This is a genomic window from Ponticaulis profundi, assembly GCF_042659465.1.
In the GTDB taxonomy this organism is placed as follows: domain Bacteria; phylum Pseudomonadota; class Alphaproteobacteria; order Caulobacterales; family Hyphomonadaceae; genus Ponticaulis; species Ponticaulis profundi.
Genome location: NZ_JBHSSW010000003.1, coordinates 136191 through 153592 on the forward strand (window position 1 = coordinate 136191; position 17402 = coordinate 153592).

The following is a 17402-nucleotide window of genomic DNA, read 5'->3' on the forward strand; positions in this document are numbered from 1 at the left end:
CATGCCACGCTATAAGATCACCATTGAATATGATGGACGCCCTTTCGCAGGCTGGCAGCGCCAGAACGACCAGCCCAGCGTTCAACAGGCTCTGGAGGAAGCAGCCGCAAAGCTGGATGGCGCGCCTGTGCAGGTGCAAGGCGCGGGCCGCACTGACTCTGGTGTCCATGCTGCCGGCCAGGTCGCGCATCTGGACCTGCAAAAAGACATGCCAGCCGAAAAAGTCGGCGATGCCATCAATTATCACCTGAAGCCACATCCAGTCGCCATTCTGGCCGCCGAACGCATGCATGATGATTTTCATGCTCGCTTTGACGCCACCGAACGGCATTACCTTTACCGGATATCAAACCGGCGTGCGCCGCTGACCCTCGATCATGGTTTTGCATGGCGGGTTGGCATGAAGCTGGATGCAGAGGCCATGCATGCCGCTGCGCAGGCGCTGGTGGGCCATCACGACTTTTCGACCTTTCGAGACAGCCAGTGCCAGGCCGATAGCCCGGTCAAAACACTGAATGCCATTTCTGTGGCACGCATGGGCGAGGAAGTGCATGTGCGCTGCCGGGCGCTTTCCTTTCTGCACCGTCAGGTCCGATCCATGGTCGGATCTCTGGTCGAAGTCGGTCGCGGCAAAGAGAACACGATGTGGGTTGGCAAGATCCTCAAGGCTGCGGACCGATCCGCATGTGGACCGGTCGCACCTTCTGACGGGTTATATCTGACGCGCGTGGATTACGCCTCGAAATAGCGCGCCAACACGCCGGTATAGATATCTGCAAGCTGTTCGAGCTCAGAGATGACTGTGAACTCGTCGACCTTGTGGGCGGTCTCGTTCTTCAAACCGAGTTCGGCAACAGCGCAATAATCCTTGATGAAGCGCGCATCCGACGTTCCCCCGCCCGTCGTCAAAGCTGGCGTATTGCCTGTGACATGTTTTGACGCTTCGATTAGAATATCGGTCAGACGTCCCGGCTCAGTGTAGAAGGCTTCACCCGTCACTTTCAGATCAAGCGCAATGTCCGTTCCTGCAACGCGGATATCCTTGGCAAAATCGGTGATCTGCTGTTTCAGCATGTCGCCCGTATGATTGGTGTTGAAACGAATGTTGAATTTCGCTTCCGCCTTTGCCGGGATCACATTATGCGCAGCATTGCCGACATCCACGCTGGTGACTTCCAGATTGGAGGTCTGAAAACCAGGTGCGCCATCATCGAGATGCCAGCGGGTCAGTTTTCCAAGAAACTCCAGCAAGGCCGGAACCGGATTGGCGGCCTTTTGCGGATACGCCACATGCCCCTGCTTGCCGGTCACGACGACTTTGCCATTCAGGCTGCCACGTCGACCGTTCTTGATGACATCAGCAAGACGGCTTTCAGATGTCGGCTCCCCGACCAGACAATCGGTAAGGACTTCGCCTTCGTCATGGATAGCCTTCAGCAGCTTTTTGGTGCCATTGACCGCCGGACCTTCCTCATCCCCTGTAATCAGGAATGAGATTGAGCCCTTCGGTCTGCCATGCGTTTCAAGATGACGTGCCACGGCTGTTACGAAAGCGGCAATCTGGCTCTTCATGTCAACCGCGCCGCGCGCGATCAACTGGCCATCGCGCACCTCGCCTGCGAACGGATCAACGCTCCATGCTTCTGCATCACCGACCGGGACAACATCCGTATGTCCGGCAAAGCAGAAATTTGGCGCCTCTGTCCCGAGGCGCGCATAGAGATTGTCCACATCCTCAAACGGATAGCGTTTGCAGGTAAATCCAAGCCCTTCCAGCGCTTTTTGCAGCACGTCCAGCGCCCCTTCATCCACGGGTGTGATGGAGGGGCAGCGGATCAGATCCTGCGCAAAAGCGAGCGGGCTTGTTTTCAGATCAGTCACGCAGCAGCTCATTGATCGACGTTTTGGAGCGTGTGCGCTCATCAACGGTCTTCACGATGACCGCGCATGCGAGCGATGGACCACCTTTCGGGTCTGGCAGCGTACCAGGGACCACGACAGAGTAAGCTGGCACTTCACCATAAAAGATTTCGCCAGTTGCGCGGTTCACGATCTTGGTCGACTGGCCAAGGAAAACCCCCATGGACAACACAGAACCTTCGCGGACGATCACGCCCTCAGCGACTTCTGAACGCGCACCAATGAAGCAATTGTCTTCAATGATCACCGGACCTGCCTGAAGTGGTTCCAGAACACCACCAATGCCAGCGCCGCCGGAAATGTGGACATTCTTACCGATCTGCGCGCAGGAGCCGACCGTCGCCCAGGTGTCGACCATCGCACCGGAATCAACATACGCGCCGATATTTACATAGGATGGCATCAGCACGACATTCGGAGCGATATAGGAGCCGCGGCGCACAGCACAGTTTGGCACAGCGCGGAAACCGGCTTTTGAAAACTCTTCAGCGCCCCAGCCTTCAAATTTGGACGGGACCTTGTCCCACCAGCTGCCGCCATTTGCAGAACCGGATTGCAGAGCATTCGGGTTCAGGCGGAACGACAGAAGCACAGCCTTCTTAAGCCATTGATTGACCGTCCAGTTTCCATCTTCCGCTTTCTCTGCCACGCGCGCTTCGCCAGCATCCAGCATACCGAGCGCAGTGTTGACCGCGTCGCGGACTTCGCCCGTCGTTTCGGTGTTGATGGTGTCGCGCGCATCAAAGGCAGCATCGATCACGGTGATGAGATCGGTTTTTGTCATTCTGTTCTTTCCCAGAGTCCTAGTCGGTTTTGGCAGGATTTGCTGTCTGAGCCGCCTTTAGAAAGCTTGTGAGGCAATCAGTCAAATAATGAATGTGGTCTGCAGCATGATTTGCCCCTGCCGGACGGGCTTCAGCCGGCTCATGACTCCAATCCTTGTCGGAATGCACCAGCACAGTGGTGTAACCGAGCTCATGTGCCGTCTTCAGGTTGCGCGAGAGATCTTCAAACATGACGGATGCGTACGGATCAATCTCGTGTGTTTCATGGAAGCGGTCAAAAGCCGTGCGACTGGGCTTGGGCTGATAAGCCGTGTTCTCAATGCCGAAATGGTCATGAAACAGTCCGGTCAGCCCCAGCTTTTCGACCACACGGTCTGCGTGGCCCCGCGAACCATTGGTGAAGACGTATTTCTTACCCGGGAGCGCCTCAATCGCGCCCTTGAGCCCCTCCATCAGCGGGATCGGCGTCAGATCAATGTCGTGCACATAATCAAGGAATGGCCCCGGATCGAGCTTATGCATTGCCATCAGGCCGTTCAGCGTCGTTCCATGCTCGGCATAGTACTGTTTCTGAATGCGACGCGCGTCCTCCTTTGGAAGGTCGAGCGCTTTGGCGACGAACTCGGTCATGCGTACATCGATCTGAGCGAATAGATCGCATTCTGCCGGATATAGCGTGTTATCGAGATCGAACACCCAATGATCGACATGTGTGAGGTCTGCGCTCATTCTGTTTCGCTTTCCGGCTGTTCAACGAACTCCATATCGCGTCCGAAGATTTCAAAGACAAGCTTACCATCTTCAGGCACGTCCGTGGTGACGAAATCGACCTGATCATAGTGTTCCTGCTCACAGGTTGTCCGTCCGAGAATGGCAAACTTTGTACGCGACACGCAGAAGGCTTCATTGCCGCCGGCAAGGCGCTTCATGCCAGCTTCCGCTTCCATTTCCGCGTAGACATAGTGCTCGGTGGCCAGGAGAGATGCATCGACCACACGTTCGCAGGCCCCCGCCTCTATCGGCCACCAGCCACGGCTTTCCCAGCCTTCGCCGCGTCGTCGGCCAATCGCTGACCAGATACGCTCATCCGCACGGTTACAGATCATAAGCCCCAAATCACGGGACCGTTCGATAGCTGTCTGCTCAAGAGCATCAATCAGCTGCGAGTCATCGGTATCGGAGGGAAGGTCATGTTCACGCAGAAATTCGGCAATCGCCCCTCGCGTCCGGCGGCCAATATAACCATCGAGCGTCGTATTCTCGACGCCGGCATCATTCAGCAAGCGCTGCACACCGGCGTTGCGAGCTGTTTCCGCCGTCCATTTCTGGGTTTCCTTGAGCGTCGTCTTCCAGCGATTTCGGGACTCGATCATGATCGGTTTGAACTTGCGCGGCTCCAGCCCCATGGCTTCGCAGCTCGGCGCGCTCTCAACCGAAAACGAGCCCTGAGTATCAACACAGAACTCATAATCCCCTGCCCAGACACGCGTGCCATTGCGATGGGCTTTTGAAGATCTCGCATACAGATAATAGGGCTCAGCCTGCAAAGGCGCTGGCAGGACAACGCGGCATTCACCCGGACGAATGCGCGTCCAGCCTTCAATGATTGTGGTGGACTGGTTCGGGCGCCCGGTCGCCGCCTCGACAATCATGCTGGTCTCATTACAGACAGACCAGCCTTCTGCCGTTTGCGCGTTTGCGCTGAGCAATCCACTGATCGGCAGAACAAGAGAAGCGGTCGCCAGAGCGGCCGAAAGCAGGTGCGACAACGATTTAGGAAATAAGCGTGCCTGCGCCATGATCTGTAAACAACTCCACCAACAGGGCGTGCGGTTTGCGACCATCCAGGATCACCGCTGCCTCTACCCCTGTATCTACGGCTTTGGCAGCAGTCTCAAGCTTTGGAATCATACCGCCCTTCGCGGTGCCATCCTTGATGAGCGCTGGGACCTGATCGATCGGAAGAGAACGGATCAGTTCACCGGCCTTATCGAGCACACCTTTCACATCGGTCAGGAGCAGCAGGCGCTTGGCATTCAGCGCGGATGCAATTGCGCCAGCCGCACTATCTGCGTTGATGTTATAGCTCTCGCCATCCTTGCCGACGCCGAGCGGCGCGATCACCGGAATGAAAGGTTCCTTGGCATCTTTAAGCGCATTGATGGCAATCGGGTTCACCTTGTCCGGCTCACCGACAAAACCAAGGTCGACAATGCGTTCAATCGCCGAGTCAGGATCGATCACCGTTCGCTGAAGTTTCTTCGCTGTCAGGAGCCCCGCATCCGAACCGGAAAGACCAACGCCATTGCCGCCGGCCGCATTGATGGCCCGGACGATGGACGAGTTGATTGCACCGCCGAGCACCATGACAACAACTTTCATCGTCTCCGCGTCGGTCACACGCAGACCATCTTCAAACTGTGTGCCGATGTTCAATTGCTTGAGAAGGTCGCCGATCTGCGGACCACCGCCATGCACCACGACCGGGTTTACGCCCAGTTGCTTGAGAAGGACGACATCGCGCGCAAAGCTCGCAAACAGGGATTCGTCGACCATGGCGTGGCCACCGAATTTAATGACGACGGTTTTGCCGTGATAGCGTTGGATGAAAGGCAGAGCCTCAGACAGGGTTTTCGCCGATTCAAATCCCATATCCGGATCAGTCACTTTTCATCTCCCTTCGCGCCTAGATCAGGCTCGCGATTTCAGCCCGCAATTCCGGGATGCCTGTACCATCCTCACTGGAGGTTTTACAGACAATCGGGTGAAATGCCGGACGTTTCTTGAGCTTTTCAAAGACCTCGCGCGCCAGGCCTTCCTGTTCACTCTTTTTCAGCTTGTCGAGCTTGGTCAGCACGATCTGATAAACGACGGCTGAACTGTCGAGCAGGTCCATGACCTCTTCATCGGTTTCCTTCACACCGCGACGCGAGTCGATCAGCAGAAAGATCCGTTTGAGTGTTGGCCGGCCGCGCAGATAATTCAGCGTCAGCTTGGTCCATTGCTGGATTTCAGACTTGGACGCACGTGCGTAGCCATAGCCTGGAAGGTCGACCAGATAGAGCTGCTCGTTCAGCAGGAAATAGTTGAGCTGACGCGTCCGGCCCGGCTCATTCGAGGCGCGCGCAAGTTTCTTGCGGTTCAGAAGGGCGTTGATCAGACTGGACTTGCCAACATTCGAGCGGCCGGCAAAGGCGATCTCGGGATAGTCCGTACCGGGCAGCTGGCGCATGTCAGCAACACTCAGGACAAAGTCCACCTGTGCAGCACAAAGCAGTCGCCCGGCTTCTATCTGTTCCTCGTCAAAGCGTTCGTCTTCGCTCAACTCTTTGCTTCACCCTTGCCAAGGCGCCGATCAATAAACTTGTCGAGTTCCGTCTTCACACCATTTCGGCGCATGATGGTGTATTGCTGAAGGATCGACAGGAAGTTCGACCAGCACCAGTAGATCACCAGACCTGCCGCGAAGTTTGCGAACACGAAGGTGAAGATGATCGGCAGGAACATGAAGATCATGCGCTGCGTGTCATCCTGTGGTGGTGGGTTCAGCGACTGCAACGCCCACATGGTCAGACCGTAGATGATCGGCAGGACACCAATCGCCAGCACGGCGCCAAGGAAAGGAACGCTCGTTACCGCATCTGTCGAGATTGGCAGCAGGCCGAAGAGATTACCGATGGCCGTTGGGTCCGGCGCGGAAAGGTCACGAATCCAGAGGAAAAACGGCTCGTGACGCATTTCGATGGTCACAAAGAGCGTCTTGTACAGGCCATAAAAGACCGGGATCTGGATCAGAATTGGCAAACAACCGGCAACGGGGTTCACCTTCTTCTCGCGATACAGCTCCATGATCTGGCGCTGCTGCTCCTGCTTGTCGTCGACCGTTTCGCGGATTTTCTTCATTGGCTCAGAAAGCTCACGCATCACAGCCATGGACTTGTAAGCGCGGTTCTGGATCGGGAAGAAAATCGCTTTCACGATGACCGTCAGAATGAGGATCGAGACACCGAAATTGCCGATATAGCCATTGATGAAGGTCAGAACGGCAAAGAAAGGCTTGGTCAGCCAGAAGAACATGCTGCCCCAGTCAATCGCATCAACAAAGCGAGGGACGTTCAGATCTTCCTGATAAGCACGCAGGATCTTGGATTCCTTGGCGCCGCCATAGACACGGTTGACCGTCGTCGCAGACTGGCCCGGGCCAAGCAGAGAGACTGCGCCATCAACGCGCGCCTGAAGCACCTGACCATTGGTCCGGTTAATCGTGCGGTAGCCAATGGTGAAAGGCTGATCCTGATCCGGGATAATCGCGCCCAGCCAGTATTTATCCGTCAGACCGACCCAGCCACCGTCATTGCTGGTTTCGCTGACCGTTTCGCCTTTTCCAAGCTGCTTGTACTTTTCCATGATCAGCTTGTTGCCAGCCGCGGCAATCAGGCCCTCATGGAGAATGTGAAAGTTCGCCAGGTCTTCCGGCACACCAAACTGACGCAATACGCCATAAGGCTGAACAGACTGCTCAGTCGCAGAGGTGTTCGTGATCGTGTCCTCGAAGGTAAACATGAAGTGGTCATCCATCGTGACCACACGCTCAATCGAAAAGCCCTGCCCCTGATAAGCAAGTGTGATTGGCGTTGAAGGCGTGAGTGTCTCACCCCCGACCAGCTGCCAGTTTGTCTGCGCATCGGTAAGCGGACCACCTTCCGGGCGTGTCCAGCCGATAGACGCGTAGTAACCGTCACCGGTCCCCTGTGGCGCAAAGATTTCAACCTCGCCATCCGGGTTGCGGGCTTCTTTGTCCTCGAGGGTCTCGTAATATTCTTTCAGCTTCAGCTGATCGATGCGGGCGCCACGCAGAAGCAGGCTGCCATCCATTTCCGGGCCTTCAAACGGCACGCGGACATCTTCAACAACTGGTGTGCTCGTCTCAACAGACGCTTCGTCGCTGCCGGGGGTCGGTGTTGCCGCCTGTTGAGTGGCCTCTTCAGCAACGCGTTCGGCTTTCGCCGCTTCCATGGCTGCGGTACGCTCTTTGCTTTCAGGACCCCAGATAAAGATCTGCCAGACAAGCATGATCGCGATGACCGCGCCCATGGCAATCAAGAGATTGCGTAGATTGGTTTCCTGTTGCATGCGCTGGCGCCCTATCTCTTTCGGCTTTCGCCCTGACCCGATGTTCTGGATGAACCGCTGCGGAGCCTTATCAGCGCGCTTTCCACATCGTCAAGAAGACGTGGCCAGGGTGCGACAGCAGTGTCTATACGCGCGATGAAAACATAGTCATGTCCAGGCTGGCCATATTCCGGCAACAGCATTCTGGATGCGACCCGCAAACGACGGCGGGCGCGATTGCGAACAACCGCGCCTCCGATCTTTTTGGTGCTGGTAAAGCCCTCGCCCATATGGGAAGAGCCATCCTTGCGATGAATCGACTGAACCACAACGAGCTTTCGCCTTGCGGCTTCACCCTTGGCAGCACGCAGAAATTCCGGCCGCTTTTGCAAGCGGCGCAGAACACACGACTGGCTTACTGAGCCAGACGTTTGCGACCCTTGGCGCGTCGGTTCGCCAGAACCTTGCGTCCGTTCTTGGTTGACATGCGGCTGCGGAACCCGTGGGTACGGGCACGCTTCAGTCTGCTTGGCTGGAATGTGCGTTTCACGGCTCACGCCCCTTAAATCCTTGAAAGCTCGGGCTGATACGGGTTTTGATCGGGGGCGTCAAGCATATTCGGGACAGAATCTCAGTTCATTCCAAATCAATCCGATCACGCTTGCTTGAAAAAGCGAGAAGAGTTGTGAAACGACGCCGCTAAGGCAGGCATTGTATATGTAAGCAAAACAAGGAGCCACCGTTTGCGACACTGGATATGCGCCGGACTTATTATTCTGTCACCCTGCGCTGCCAGTGCGTTGCCGGTCGAAACATCAATGTCCGACTTACATAAGCAGAAGACCGTTTCTGAAACTGACCAACACGCAGTCTGGAGCGAAATCCTCGCACGCTACGTCGTCGACAGCGCAGATGGCATCAATCGATTCGATTATGCCGCCTTGCGCGAGCACACAGATGACAGAGCGAAACTGAAAGCCTATATCGACGCGCTGTCATCTCAGGCCATCTCGACACTGCCTGACGCGGAACGTTTTGCAGCCTATGCCAATCTTTATAATGCGCTCACCATACAGCTCATTGTTGAGCACGAGCCAGTGTCTTCCATCACCAAAATTCGCCCCGGCCTGTTTTCGATCGGCCCCTGGAAAAAAGAACTGATCGAGGTGGAAGGCGAGACACTGTCGCTTGACGAAATCGAACATGAGAAATTGCGCAAAGGGTTTGGCGATCCGCGCGTCCACTATGCCGTCAATTGCGCCTCACTCGGTTGCCCAAACCTGAAAAAGACGGCCTGGGAAGCCGAAACGCTGGACGCTGACCTTGATGCCGCCGCACGGGAATACATCAATCACCCGCGTGGCGTAACGATCCGTTCAGATGGACGGCTTCAGGTCTCAACCATTTACCGCTGGTTTCGGGAAGATTTTGGCGGAAACGAAGACGGCGTGATTGCGCACCTGCTCGCTTATGCAGAACCGGATCTGGCGGAGAAGATCAGAGCCAATCCCGATATCGCGGATCACAAATATGACTGGTCTATCAATTCACCAGACGCGTAAGAAGGCGCAGGGGGAGTAAACAGAATGACGTCCGAAGAAGCCGCGCCGCAGCGACAGAAGAAAAGCAACTGGCTGATACGCCTGTGGCCTGTCGCCCTGATCCTGATCGCACTGGCCGTCGCCTATATGAGCGGCCTGCACCATTATCTGTCGCTCGAAACGCTTGAGCGGAAGCATCAATATCTGAAAGCCTATGTCGAAGCCAATCTGCTTCTGACGTTTGCTATCTTTCTGGTCGTTTATACGCTCGTGACCGTCACCATGTTACCAGGGGCGGGAATCGTCACAATTGCAGGCGGTCTGATGTTTGGTCTCGTCGGCGGATCTGCAGCAACCGCGATTGGCGCGACGATTGGCGCAAGTCTTCTGTTCTTTGCCGCTCAAACGTCGGTCGGGAAACCCTTGCGTGAACGCGCAGGCCCCTTCGTCAAGAAGATCGAAGCCGGATTTCGGGATGATGCCCTCAGCTATATGTTCTTCATGCGGCTGATGCCGGTGGTCCCCTTCCCCGTTGCCAACATCGCACCGGCCATTCTTGGCGCTCGTCCCCGCGATTTCATTTTCACCACCTTTATCGGCATTCTACCCGGCGTGATTGCCTATACCTGGATTGGTGCAGGTCTCGGCGGCGTGTTCGACCGCGGCGAAGATCTCGACCTGAATGCATTTGCAGGTCAACTCGGCCCGCCTCTTATCGCACTGGCTCTGGTCAGCCTGATCCCCGTTATCTGGAAGCGCGTACGCAAGCCGAAGGACACGAAGCTGTGAGGACTGAAACCTGAACGTGTTTCTCCCATTTCCCACTCCATGCGCCACGGCCAAAGCAAAACGAAAGTAACCTCATGACTGACACTCGAAAGACATTGGATGTGGACGTTGCCGTGATTGGCGCCGGTTCTGGCGGCCTGTCGGTTGCCTCCGGTTCGGCACAGCTCGGTCTGAAAGTCGTCTTGTTTGAGCGCGGTGAGATGGGCGGAGATTGTCTCAACACCGGGTGCGTGCCGTCCAAAGCCCTGATCCACACGGCAAAACACGCACAGGCCATGCGTGAGAATGCGAAATTCGGCATTGCCGCCGCCGAACCTCAGATCGACTGGCAGGCTGTCAAATCTCATATCCACGGCGTCATTGAGCAGATTGCCCCGGTCGACAGTCAGGAGCGTTTTGAAGGCCTTGGCTGTACGGTTATCCGGGAGCATGCTCGCTTTGAGGACGAAAAGACACTCATTTCAGACAGCGTTCGCGTCACCGCACGCCGCATCGTGATCGCAGCGGGCTCACGCGCTCTGGTTCCGCCAATTCCGGGCCTTGCCGACGCCCCCTATCTGACCAATGAAACGCTCTTCGAGATCGACGCCCTGCCGGAACACCTGATCATTCTCGGTGGTGGACCGATTGGCATGGAAATGGCTCAGGCATTCACGCGGCTCGGATCAAAAGTCTCCGTCATCGAGATGAGCAAAGCCTTCGGTAAGGCCGATCCGGAACATGCAGACCTGGCACGCCGGAAACTGATTTCCGAAGGCGTCGAACTGCTGGAAGGTAATAAAGCGGAAAAAGTAGACCACACGAACGGAACCATCCGTGTCACAGCCTCGTCAGACCAGGGCGAGACCGTCGTCGAAGGCACGCATTTGCTGGTGGCCCTCGGACGCACCCCAAATCTCGATGGTCTGGACCTTGAGAAAGGGAATGTGGAGACGAACAAGCAGGGCATCGTCACGAAAGACAATCTGAAATCCGTTTCGAATTCCCGTGTATGGGCCGTCGGCGATATTGCCGGATGCGGACAGTTCACGCATCTGGCCGGCTGGCATGCGAGCATTTTCACACAGGCTGCACTGATGAAACTGCCTGCCAAGGCCAATCCCAACCCTCTGCCTGCTGTGACCTATGTTCAGCCCGAACTCGCACAGATCGGCATGACCGAAGCCGAAGCCCGCGACGCGCATGGCGATAAGGTCGAGGTCGCACAATTTGCGTTTGAAGAAAATGACCGCGCCATTGCGGAGCGCGAAACATCCGGATCAGTCAAGATTTTCACAAAAGGCGGCGGGAAACTCCTGGGCGCAAGCGTCTATGGTGAAGGTGCTGGAGACATCGCTCAGATCATTGCCTATGCGATCGCTAATGGGCAAAAGCTGAGATCACTGACCAGCCATATCTCCCCTTATCCGACGCGTGCAGAAGCAGTGAAACGGGCTGCAAGTTCTCATTTCCAATCAACTGTATTCGGAAAACCGATGAGAACGGCTGTTAGTATTCTTCAACGGATCCCTTAGTCGATCATTCTCAGCTTGTAGAAGTTCTTTCCAGGCTCTACTTCAATCGGGCGATGCAGTCAGAAACAGATCAGGTTCTGGAAGGGGAAACGCCCGATAGAAAGCCCCGGCATTCCAAGCTGGGCCTGTCATCGCGCCTTTTCTTTCTGACCATTCTCTTCATCCTGCTGGCAGAAGCACTGATCTTCCTGCCCTCCCTGGCAAATTTCCGCCTCGCCTGGCTGAATGAACGAGTCGAAATGGCTCAGACCTCTGTCATCACGCTGGAAGCGATGATGGAGCCTCAGGTGTCTGATGAACTGTCTCGCAACCTGTTGGAGCAGTCCAACATTGTCGCAGTGGTCTCAGGCTCTCAATCCGGACGTGAACTGATCCTGAGCCCCGCAATGGAAATCAGCGGTGATGTCGAAATGGTGGATTTGCGGCGCAGTCCGATGCTGCCGGACATATTCGGCACGTTACAGACTGTTTTCGACCCGGATATCCGCTTTTTCCGTGTGCTGGAAGACCCCCGGTTTGATGGGGATTTCGTGGAAGTGATTGTGGAAGCCGCACCTCTGCGCGCGGCCATGTTTGACTATGCCAAGCGGATCATCGGGCTTTCGCTCTTTATCTCCACCTTTGTCGGCTTTCTGATTTATCTGTCCCTCCTGTTGATTGTGGTTCGGCCGATCAGGCGGATCACGAAATCCATCGAACGCTTCCGCAATGATCCGCGCGACTGGAAGTCACGTATTCTGCCGACACCGCGACGCGATGAGATCGGACGCGCACAGAACGCGCTTTCCGATATGGAAGGCGCTGTGAAATCGGCCATGCGAGAGCGCGAACGCCTTGCAGGTCTTGGTGAAGCCATGGCCAAGATCAACCATGATCTGCGCAACTCGCTAACGGCAGCGCAGATCGTGTCAGACGGTCTGACGCTCAGCACCGATCCGCGTGTTCAGCGCACTGCCCCGCGTCTGGAACGCGCAATTGAACGCGCCATCACTCTTGCCGAAAACACACTGCAATATGGCCGCGCAGAGCCGCCTCAGCCAAAGCTGGAGCGACATGCCCTGAGGCAGATTATCGAAGAGGCTGCCTACGAGGCTCTGGCTGAGCACGCCGATCTGATGTGGATCAACGATATAGAGGACGGCGTTGAACTGGAGATCGATCTCGATCACTTGCACCGCATCATCGTCAATCTGATCCGCAATGCGGCTCAGGCGATCGCCGCAGACAAAGCGCGCAAGACGACCGGACGTATCACCATCCGTTCACGGGCTGAAATGAGCCGCACACATATTGAAGTGATTGATGATGGTCCTGGCATTCCTGCCAAGATTCAGGAAAGCCTGTTCCGACCATTTTCAGCATCCGGATCACGAAACGGCTCCGGTCTGGGACTGGCCATCGCCAGAGAGCTCGCCACAGGCATGGGCGGCGAGCTGAAGCTTGTCCGGACGAATGCCGAAGGCACTGTCTTCGAGCTGATCCTTGGAGGAGACGACGAGGACGCCCCCTCCGAGTGACCTTTTGTATTATTTGACCGGCAGAGCCACGCCTTCACGACGCGGGTCCGCGCCACCTTCCAGGCCATCTTCCTTCACCACAATCACATGCAGGCCGGAATTCTCGCCAGAACGTTCTTTCACGTCATAGCCAAGATCCTTAAGGAAGGCGCCAATCGGCTCGCCGCCGTCTGCAGAGGTTTCCACGCCAACGCTTTCACCGCGTGCAATGATGTTCGGATAGGCCACGGCTTCCTGAGCGCTCATGCCCCAGTCGAGCACACCAACCAGCGTTTTGGACACATAAGCGATAATCGAGTTTCCGCCCGGCGAACCGGTGACCATGTAAAGCTCGCCGCTGTCATCAAACACCAGCGATGGTGACATGGACGAGCGTGGACGCTTTCCCGATTCCGGCGCATTGGCCACGAGCTTGCCATTCTTCATCGGATCGAGTGAAAAATCGGTCAGCTCGTTATTCAGCAGGAAGCCCTTCGCCCAGCGCGACGAGCCAAACGCCGACTCGACTGTCGCCGTCATGGAGACCGCATTTCCGTACGTATCAACAATGGAGATATGCGTTGTGCCCGGCTTGTCATCTGTCATATCGTGGCCCCACATGTCGATGTAAGGCTCATTACGCAGCACGGCACCCGGATCACCCGGCGTTGGCACCTCACCCGGCTCAAAGCGGTCTTCGACCCGCACTTTCAAATAGGCCGGATCGTACAGGTCCTGAGCGGGCACGAACACCTGATCAGCATCAGCGACATAGTGATCACGGTCCGCATAGCCGATGCGTTGTGCGTCAACAAATGCCCGCAACTTGCCCTCACGGTCGTCTGGCGCAAGGTCTTCAATCATCAGCTCATAAAGGCCAAGAATGGCATTCTGGGTGCTACCGCCGGACGACGGCGGCGGGGCAGAACAAATCTTGTAGCTGAGCGCCACACCGCAAAGCGCTTCGCGCACGACCACTTCGTAATTCGCCAGATCTTCCAGCGTCATGTCACTGCCATACTCACCAGCACCGGCACTTTTCACGATGGCTTCGGCAATCGGCCCTTCATAGAAGGCGTCGGCGCCTTCTTCGGAAATCAGGGTCAGTGTTTCGGCAAGTTCCGGATTGGTACGAAGCGCACCGGCAGCGAGCGGCTCGCCATTCGGATAGAAGTATGGCGCGGTGTCCGGGTTATCGTCCAGGTTCACAATGGCCCGCAGGCGTTCGTTTGCCAGCACCTCAGCAAGCCGAGGCGAGACTTCAAAGCCGTTCTCAGAAAGCTCAATCGCATCTGCAAACAGGCTCGACCATTCTGCCTTGCCGAAGAGCTCATGGGCCTTGCCATAGAGCGCGACCTGTCCCGGCACGCCAACAGAGCGTCCACTCTGCCAGGCGGTGAGGAAATCCATCACCTTGCCGTCCTTGTCATAGAACAGGTCTGTCGACGATCCGGCCGGCGTTGTCTCACGTCCGTCTACAACCGTGATGTCGCCGCTTTCGCGCTCATAGACGACCATGAAGGCCCCGCCGCCTATGCCAGAGCTCTGTGGCTCAACCAGAGACAGGACCGAATGTACGGCAATGGCCGCATCGACCGCATGTCCGCCTGCTTCCAGTACTTTCATGCCAGCGGCCACGGCACGCGGGTCAGCGGCCGCAACCATGCCACCTTTTGTCCAGGCTGGCTTTTCCGCAACGGGCGGCGCATCAGCAACCGGAGGTGTCGTCTCTGTCGGCGTTGAAGCGGCGCAGGCTGCGAGGCTCAGACAGGTAGAAGCGAAGAGGATCTGGCGAATCATGAAGCAAAGTCCTTGGCGTCTGTTTGTGGCCACCTTAGACATGGAGACAGACCCATGAAAGGGGAAGCTATGGCAAATCCCGGACCGCGCAATCTCATTACAGATGTCGAAGGTATTCGCGTCGGCAATGCACAACAACCAAGCATTGCGACAGGCGTGAGTGTCATTTGCCCGGATGCACGTTCCGTTTGTGCTGCACACGTGGCAGGCGGCGGCCCCGGCACGCGCGAAACGGACGCTTTGAAACTCGGCACACTTGTCGACGACGTCGATGCGGTGGTGCTGTCTGGCGGCTCTGTCTATGGCCTCGCCGCAGCTGATGGCGTGATTGCGGAGATGGGCGCAGAGGGCAAGGGTTTTGGCCTGATGGATGTCGCTGGTGTGCCCAGGAGCCCGGTCGTGCCCTCCGCCATTCTTTATGATCTTGCAAATGGCGGAGACAAAGCATGGGGGGCGCATCCGCCTTATGCCGCACTCGGACGTGAAGCCTATCATGCCTGCGCCTCTGATTTTGCGCTCGGCAAATCCGGCGCCGGCTATGGCGCGCAGGCTGGCGCACTGCCCGGCGGGCTCGGTTCCGCCAGTATTGTCACGGAAGATGGCTTTAGCGTTGGCGCACTTGTCGCCGTCAACTGCTTTGGCTCAGTCAAACTTCCGAACAGTGATGCCTTCTGGGCTGCGCCGTTCGAACAGGATCAGGAGTTCGGCAACATCCCCTACCCGCAGACCTTTTCCTTCGATCCGGAAGACTGGGGACAAGCCAAAGTCAATCCGGGCGCGCGCGCGAACACGACAGTTGCCTGTATTGCCACGAATGCAGCGCTCACCCCCAGCCAGACGCAGCGATTGGCAGATATGGCCGTGGCAGGAATGGCGCGAGCTATTCGTCCGGTCTTTGCGCCCTTTGATGGGGATATCGTTTTCGCCCTGTCGACGGCCAAGAAGCCGCTCGATGCGCCTGAGCCCATGCAGCTTGCACGGCTGGGTGAACTCGCGGCGAGTACGCTCGCCCGGGCAATTGCCCGCGGCGTTTACGAGGCTGGCAGAGAAAACCTCACGGCCTGATCAGAAAATCGTCAGGAATTGCGTTTTTTTTCTGCAAATGCGCTTGCCTTTCCCTGCGCCCTTCGGTATTGACCGCCCTCTCGGCGCGGACTGGTAGCTCAGTTGGATAGAGTACTTGGCTACGAACCAAGGGGTCGGGGGTTCGAATCCTCCCCAGTCCGCCATTTTCTCCCTCATCTTTGTTTCTGTTTCCAAGATGCTGGTAACGTCGGCACCCTCAGGGAGTTCTCAGGAACTTTGTCGAGATCCGGGAACTCAAGTCACGTAAAAACGGGCACTTATCGCTCTCATGCCCTGATTGGCCTTGAGTTCAATCAGACATATCGTTCGGCGCTTTCTCAGTCGCATACAGTCCTTTGATCAGAGCGTGCGTCCAGTTGGACGTGTCATGTCCAGCATGCACGATTTGAAGAGCGACGGTCACTCCCGCGCCCTCGAAGCGCTGACGTGTTGCTCGAGCAGCCGAAAGAAATGCTGGCTCATAGAGTCCTGCGCTGACATATGCGATTGCATCCGCAGGAAGCGGGTCTGACAGCTTGGCGACCTGTTCGCCAGGTGACATGATGATTGCGCTCCGGAATGACGCGGCGTGCTCCTTGAGCATCCAGGCGGCAAACTGCGCACCATCCGAAAAGCCCGCAATGGTCATAGCCTCAGGGGTTGATGGCAAGGACAAATCCGATCCCGCCCACGGGATGACCGTTTTCGTGACAAAATCAACGTAATTGTCGAATCGTGGCGAATCTTCACGCGTTGCAGGTCGGTACTCCTGAGACCGTATCCCGCCAGCTGCATTGCCTTCGACCGCGAAGGGACCTGACGTGATTCCAATGATAGCTATGGGCGATAACCCGTCAGCAGAAATCGCTTTCTCGATGTGATAGGCGAAGTCGAAAATACTCTCACCATCAAGGAGCACTACGGTCCGTTCGGCAGGGCCGACCAGGTCCTCAGGTGGAAAGTAAACAAAGATCTGCCGACGCTCATCATTTTTCGGATCTTCGAGAGAAAAGCGACGTATCACGCCCTCAAAACCCGGAGGCGCAAACTGGCCACCGCCGTAGAAAACCGTGTCGGCGATCTTCTGACCATCGCGATCATGGACTTCGAAAGAAAACGATGCCTTGTCGAGATCCTGCACGCGAAAGCTGGCAACCCACAGAGCCATGCCATCTACCTGTTTCAGGCTTTCAGACCATATAGAACAACAGAGTGTCGGCGCGTCCTCGCTTACCACGAAAACGTGGAAGTTAGAGCCTGACGAGAGCGTTGCGACTCTGGGATTGTGCCAAGTCAATGTGTCGAGACTGGTGGGTAAAGGCGCTTCGATTTGGCAGAGCGCGCGGGCATCACGCCAGATACTCTGAAAAGAAGCCGGAA

General features: G+C 56.5%; 17 protein-coding genes and 1 tRNA gene. 7 read left to right on the forward strand and 11 right to left on the reverse strand.

Going from position 1 to position 17402, the window contains the following annotated elements:
* Nucleotide 1: 1 nt before the first annotated feature.
* Nucleotides 2-748: a tRNA pseudouridine(38-40) synthase TruA gene (truA, locus tag ACFQDM_RS02255; protein ID WP_377374887.1), complete on the forward strand. Its 747-nt coding sequence runs from the start codon at nucleotides 2-4 to the stop codon at nucleotides 746-748.
* Here truA and dapE read toward each other — a convergent pair.
* From dapE to rpmH, 9 genes are read right to left on the reverse strand one after another with little or no spacing between them, the layout of a single operon-like run.
* Nucleotides 733-1881, reverse strand: a complete 1149-nt coding sequence (dapE, locus tag ACFQDM_RS02260) for a succinyl-diaminopimelate desuccinylase (RefSeq protein ID WP_377374890.1) — start codon at nucleotides 1879-1881, stop codon at nucleotides 733-735. The genes truA and dapE overlap by 16 nt on opposite strands.
* The gene (dapD, locus tag ACFQDM_RS02265) at nucleotides 1874-2704 is read right to left on the reverse strand and encodes a 2,3,4,5-tetrahydropyridine-2,6-dicarboxylate N-succinyltransferase (protein WP_377374893.1); all 831 of its coding nucleotides are present in this window, start codon (nucleotides 2702-2704) and stop codon (nucleotides 1874-1876) included. The genes dapE and dapD overlap by 8 nt, the downstream gene beginning before the upstream one ends.
* 19 nt (nucleotides 2705-2723) lie before the next feature.
* Complete coding sequence (locus ACFQDM_RS02270; RefSeq protein WP_377374895.1) at nucleotides 2724-3434, reverse strand: pyrimidine 5'-nucleotidase; 711 nt, start codon at nucleotides 3432-3434, stop codon at nucleotides 2724-2726.
* Nucleotides 3431-4504: a DUF1036 domain-containing protein gene (locus ACFQDM_RS02275; protein WP_377374898.1), complete on the reverse strand. Its 1074-nt coding sequence runs from the start codon at nucleotides 4502-4504 to the stop codon at nucleotides 3431-3433. The genes ACFQDM_RS02270 and ACFQDM_RS02275 overlap by 4 nt, the downstream gene beginning before the upstream one ends.
* The gene (argB, locus tag ACFQDM_RS02280) at nucleotides 4479-5357 is read right to left on the reverse strand and encodes an acetylglutamate kinase (protein WP_377375381.1); all 879 of its coding nucleotides are present in this window, start codon (nucleotides 5355-5357) and stop codon (nucleotides 4479-4481) included. The genes ACFQDM_RS02275 and argB overlap by 26 nt, the downstream gene beginning before the upstream one ends.
* A 34-nt stretch (nucleotides 5358-5391) precedes the next feature.
* A complete protein-coding gene (gene yihA, locus ACFQDM_RS02285) occupies nucleotides 5392-6030 on the reverse strand; it encodes a ribosome biogenesis GTP-binding protein YihA/YsxC (RefSeq protein WP_377374900.1) in 639 nt (212 codons plus the stop codon).
* Nucleotides 6027-7838, reverse strand: a complete 1812-nt coding sequence (gene yidC / locus ACFQDM_RS02290) for a membrane protein insertase YidC (protein WP_377374902.1) — start codon at nucleotides 7836-7838, stop codon at nucleotides 6027-6029. The genes yihA and yidC overlap by 4 nt, the downstream gene beginning before the upstream one ends.
* A gap of 11 nt (nucleotides 7839-7849) precedes the next feature.
* Complete coding sequence (locus ACFQDM_RS02295; protein ID WP_377374904.1) at nucleotides 7850-8209, reverse strand: ribonuclease P protein component; 360 nt, start codon at nucleotides 8207-8209, stop codon at nucleotides 7850-7852.
* Nucleotides 8210-8232: 23 nt separating this feature from the next.
* Nucleotides 8233-8367 (reverse strand): 50S ribosomal protein L34, encoded by a 135-nt coding sequence (gene rpmH, locus ACFQDM_RS02300; protein ID WP_377374906.1) that lies wholly within the window; start codon nucleotides 8365-8367, stop codon nucleotides 8233-8235.
* Between the two features lie 268 nt (nucleotides 8368-8635).
* Here rpmH and ACFQDM_RS02305 point away from each other — a divergent pair, with 268 nt between their 5' ends.
* From ACFQDM_RS02305 to ACFQDM_RS02320, 4 genes are all read left to right on the forward strand, one after another.
* Nucleotides 8636-9379, forward strand: a complete 744-nt coding sequence (locus ACFQDM_RS02305; RefSeq protein WP_377374908.1) for a DUF547 domain-containing protein — start codon at nucleotides 8636-8638, stop codon at nucleotides 9377-9379.
* Between the two features lie 24 nt (nucleotides 9380-9403).
* Nucleotides 9404-10147: a TVP38/TMEM64 family protein gene (locus tag ACFQDM_RS02310; protein ID WP_377374911.1), complete on the forward strand. Its 744-nt coding sequence runs from the start codon at nucleotides 9404-9406 to the stop codon at nucleotides 10145-10147.
* A gap of 74 nt (nucleotides 10148-10221) precedes the next feature.
* Nucleotides 10222-11661, forward strand: coding sequence for a dihydrolipoyl dehydrogenase family protein (locus ACFQDM_RS02315; protein ID WP_377374914.1), 1440 nt, complete (start codon nucleotides 10222-10224; stop codon nucleotides 11659-11661).
* Between the two features lie 53 nt (nucleotides 11662-11714).
* Nucleotides 11715-13178 carry a sensor histidine kinase gene (locus ACFQDM_RS02320; protein ID WP_377374917.1) on the forward strand — a complete coding sequence of 488 codons (1464 nt, stop codon included), beginning with the start codon at nucleotides 11715-11717 and terminating at the stop codon, nucleotides 13176-13178.
* A gap of 9 nt (nucleotides 13179-13187) precedes the next feature.
* On the opposite strand, the gene ggt is transcribed toward ACFQDM_RS02320, so the two are convergent.
* Complete coding sequence (gene ggt, locus ACFQDM_RS02325; protein WP_377374920.1) at nucleotides 13188-14957, reverse strand: gamma-glutamyltransferase; 1770 nt, start codon at nucleotides 14955-14957, stop codon at nucleotides 13188-13190.
* A 54-nt stretch (nucleotides 14958-15011) separates the two neighbouring features.
* Here ggt and ACFQDM_RS02330 point away from each other — a divergent pair, with 54 nt between their 5' ends.
* Complete coding sequence (locus ACFQDM_RS02330; RefSeq protein WP_377374923.1) at nucleotides 15012-16022, forward strand: P1 family peptidase; 1011 nt, start codon at nucleotides 15012-15014, stop codon at nucleotides 16020-16022.
* 87 nt (nucleotides 16023-16109) lie between these two features.
* Nucleotides 16110-16186, forward strand: a tRNA-Arg gene (locus ACFQDM_RS02335).
* Between the two features lie 146 nt (nucleotides 16187-16332).
* Here the strand turns inward: ACFQDM_RS02335 and ACFQDM_RS02340 are convergent.
* A complete protein-coding gene (locus ACFQDM_RS02340) occupies nucleotides 16333-17190 on the reverse strand; it encodes an alpha/beta hydrolase (protein ID WP_377374925.1) in 858 nt (285 codons plus the stop codon).
* Nucleotides 17191-17402 lie beyond the last annotated feature (212 nt).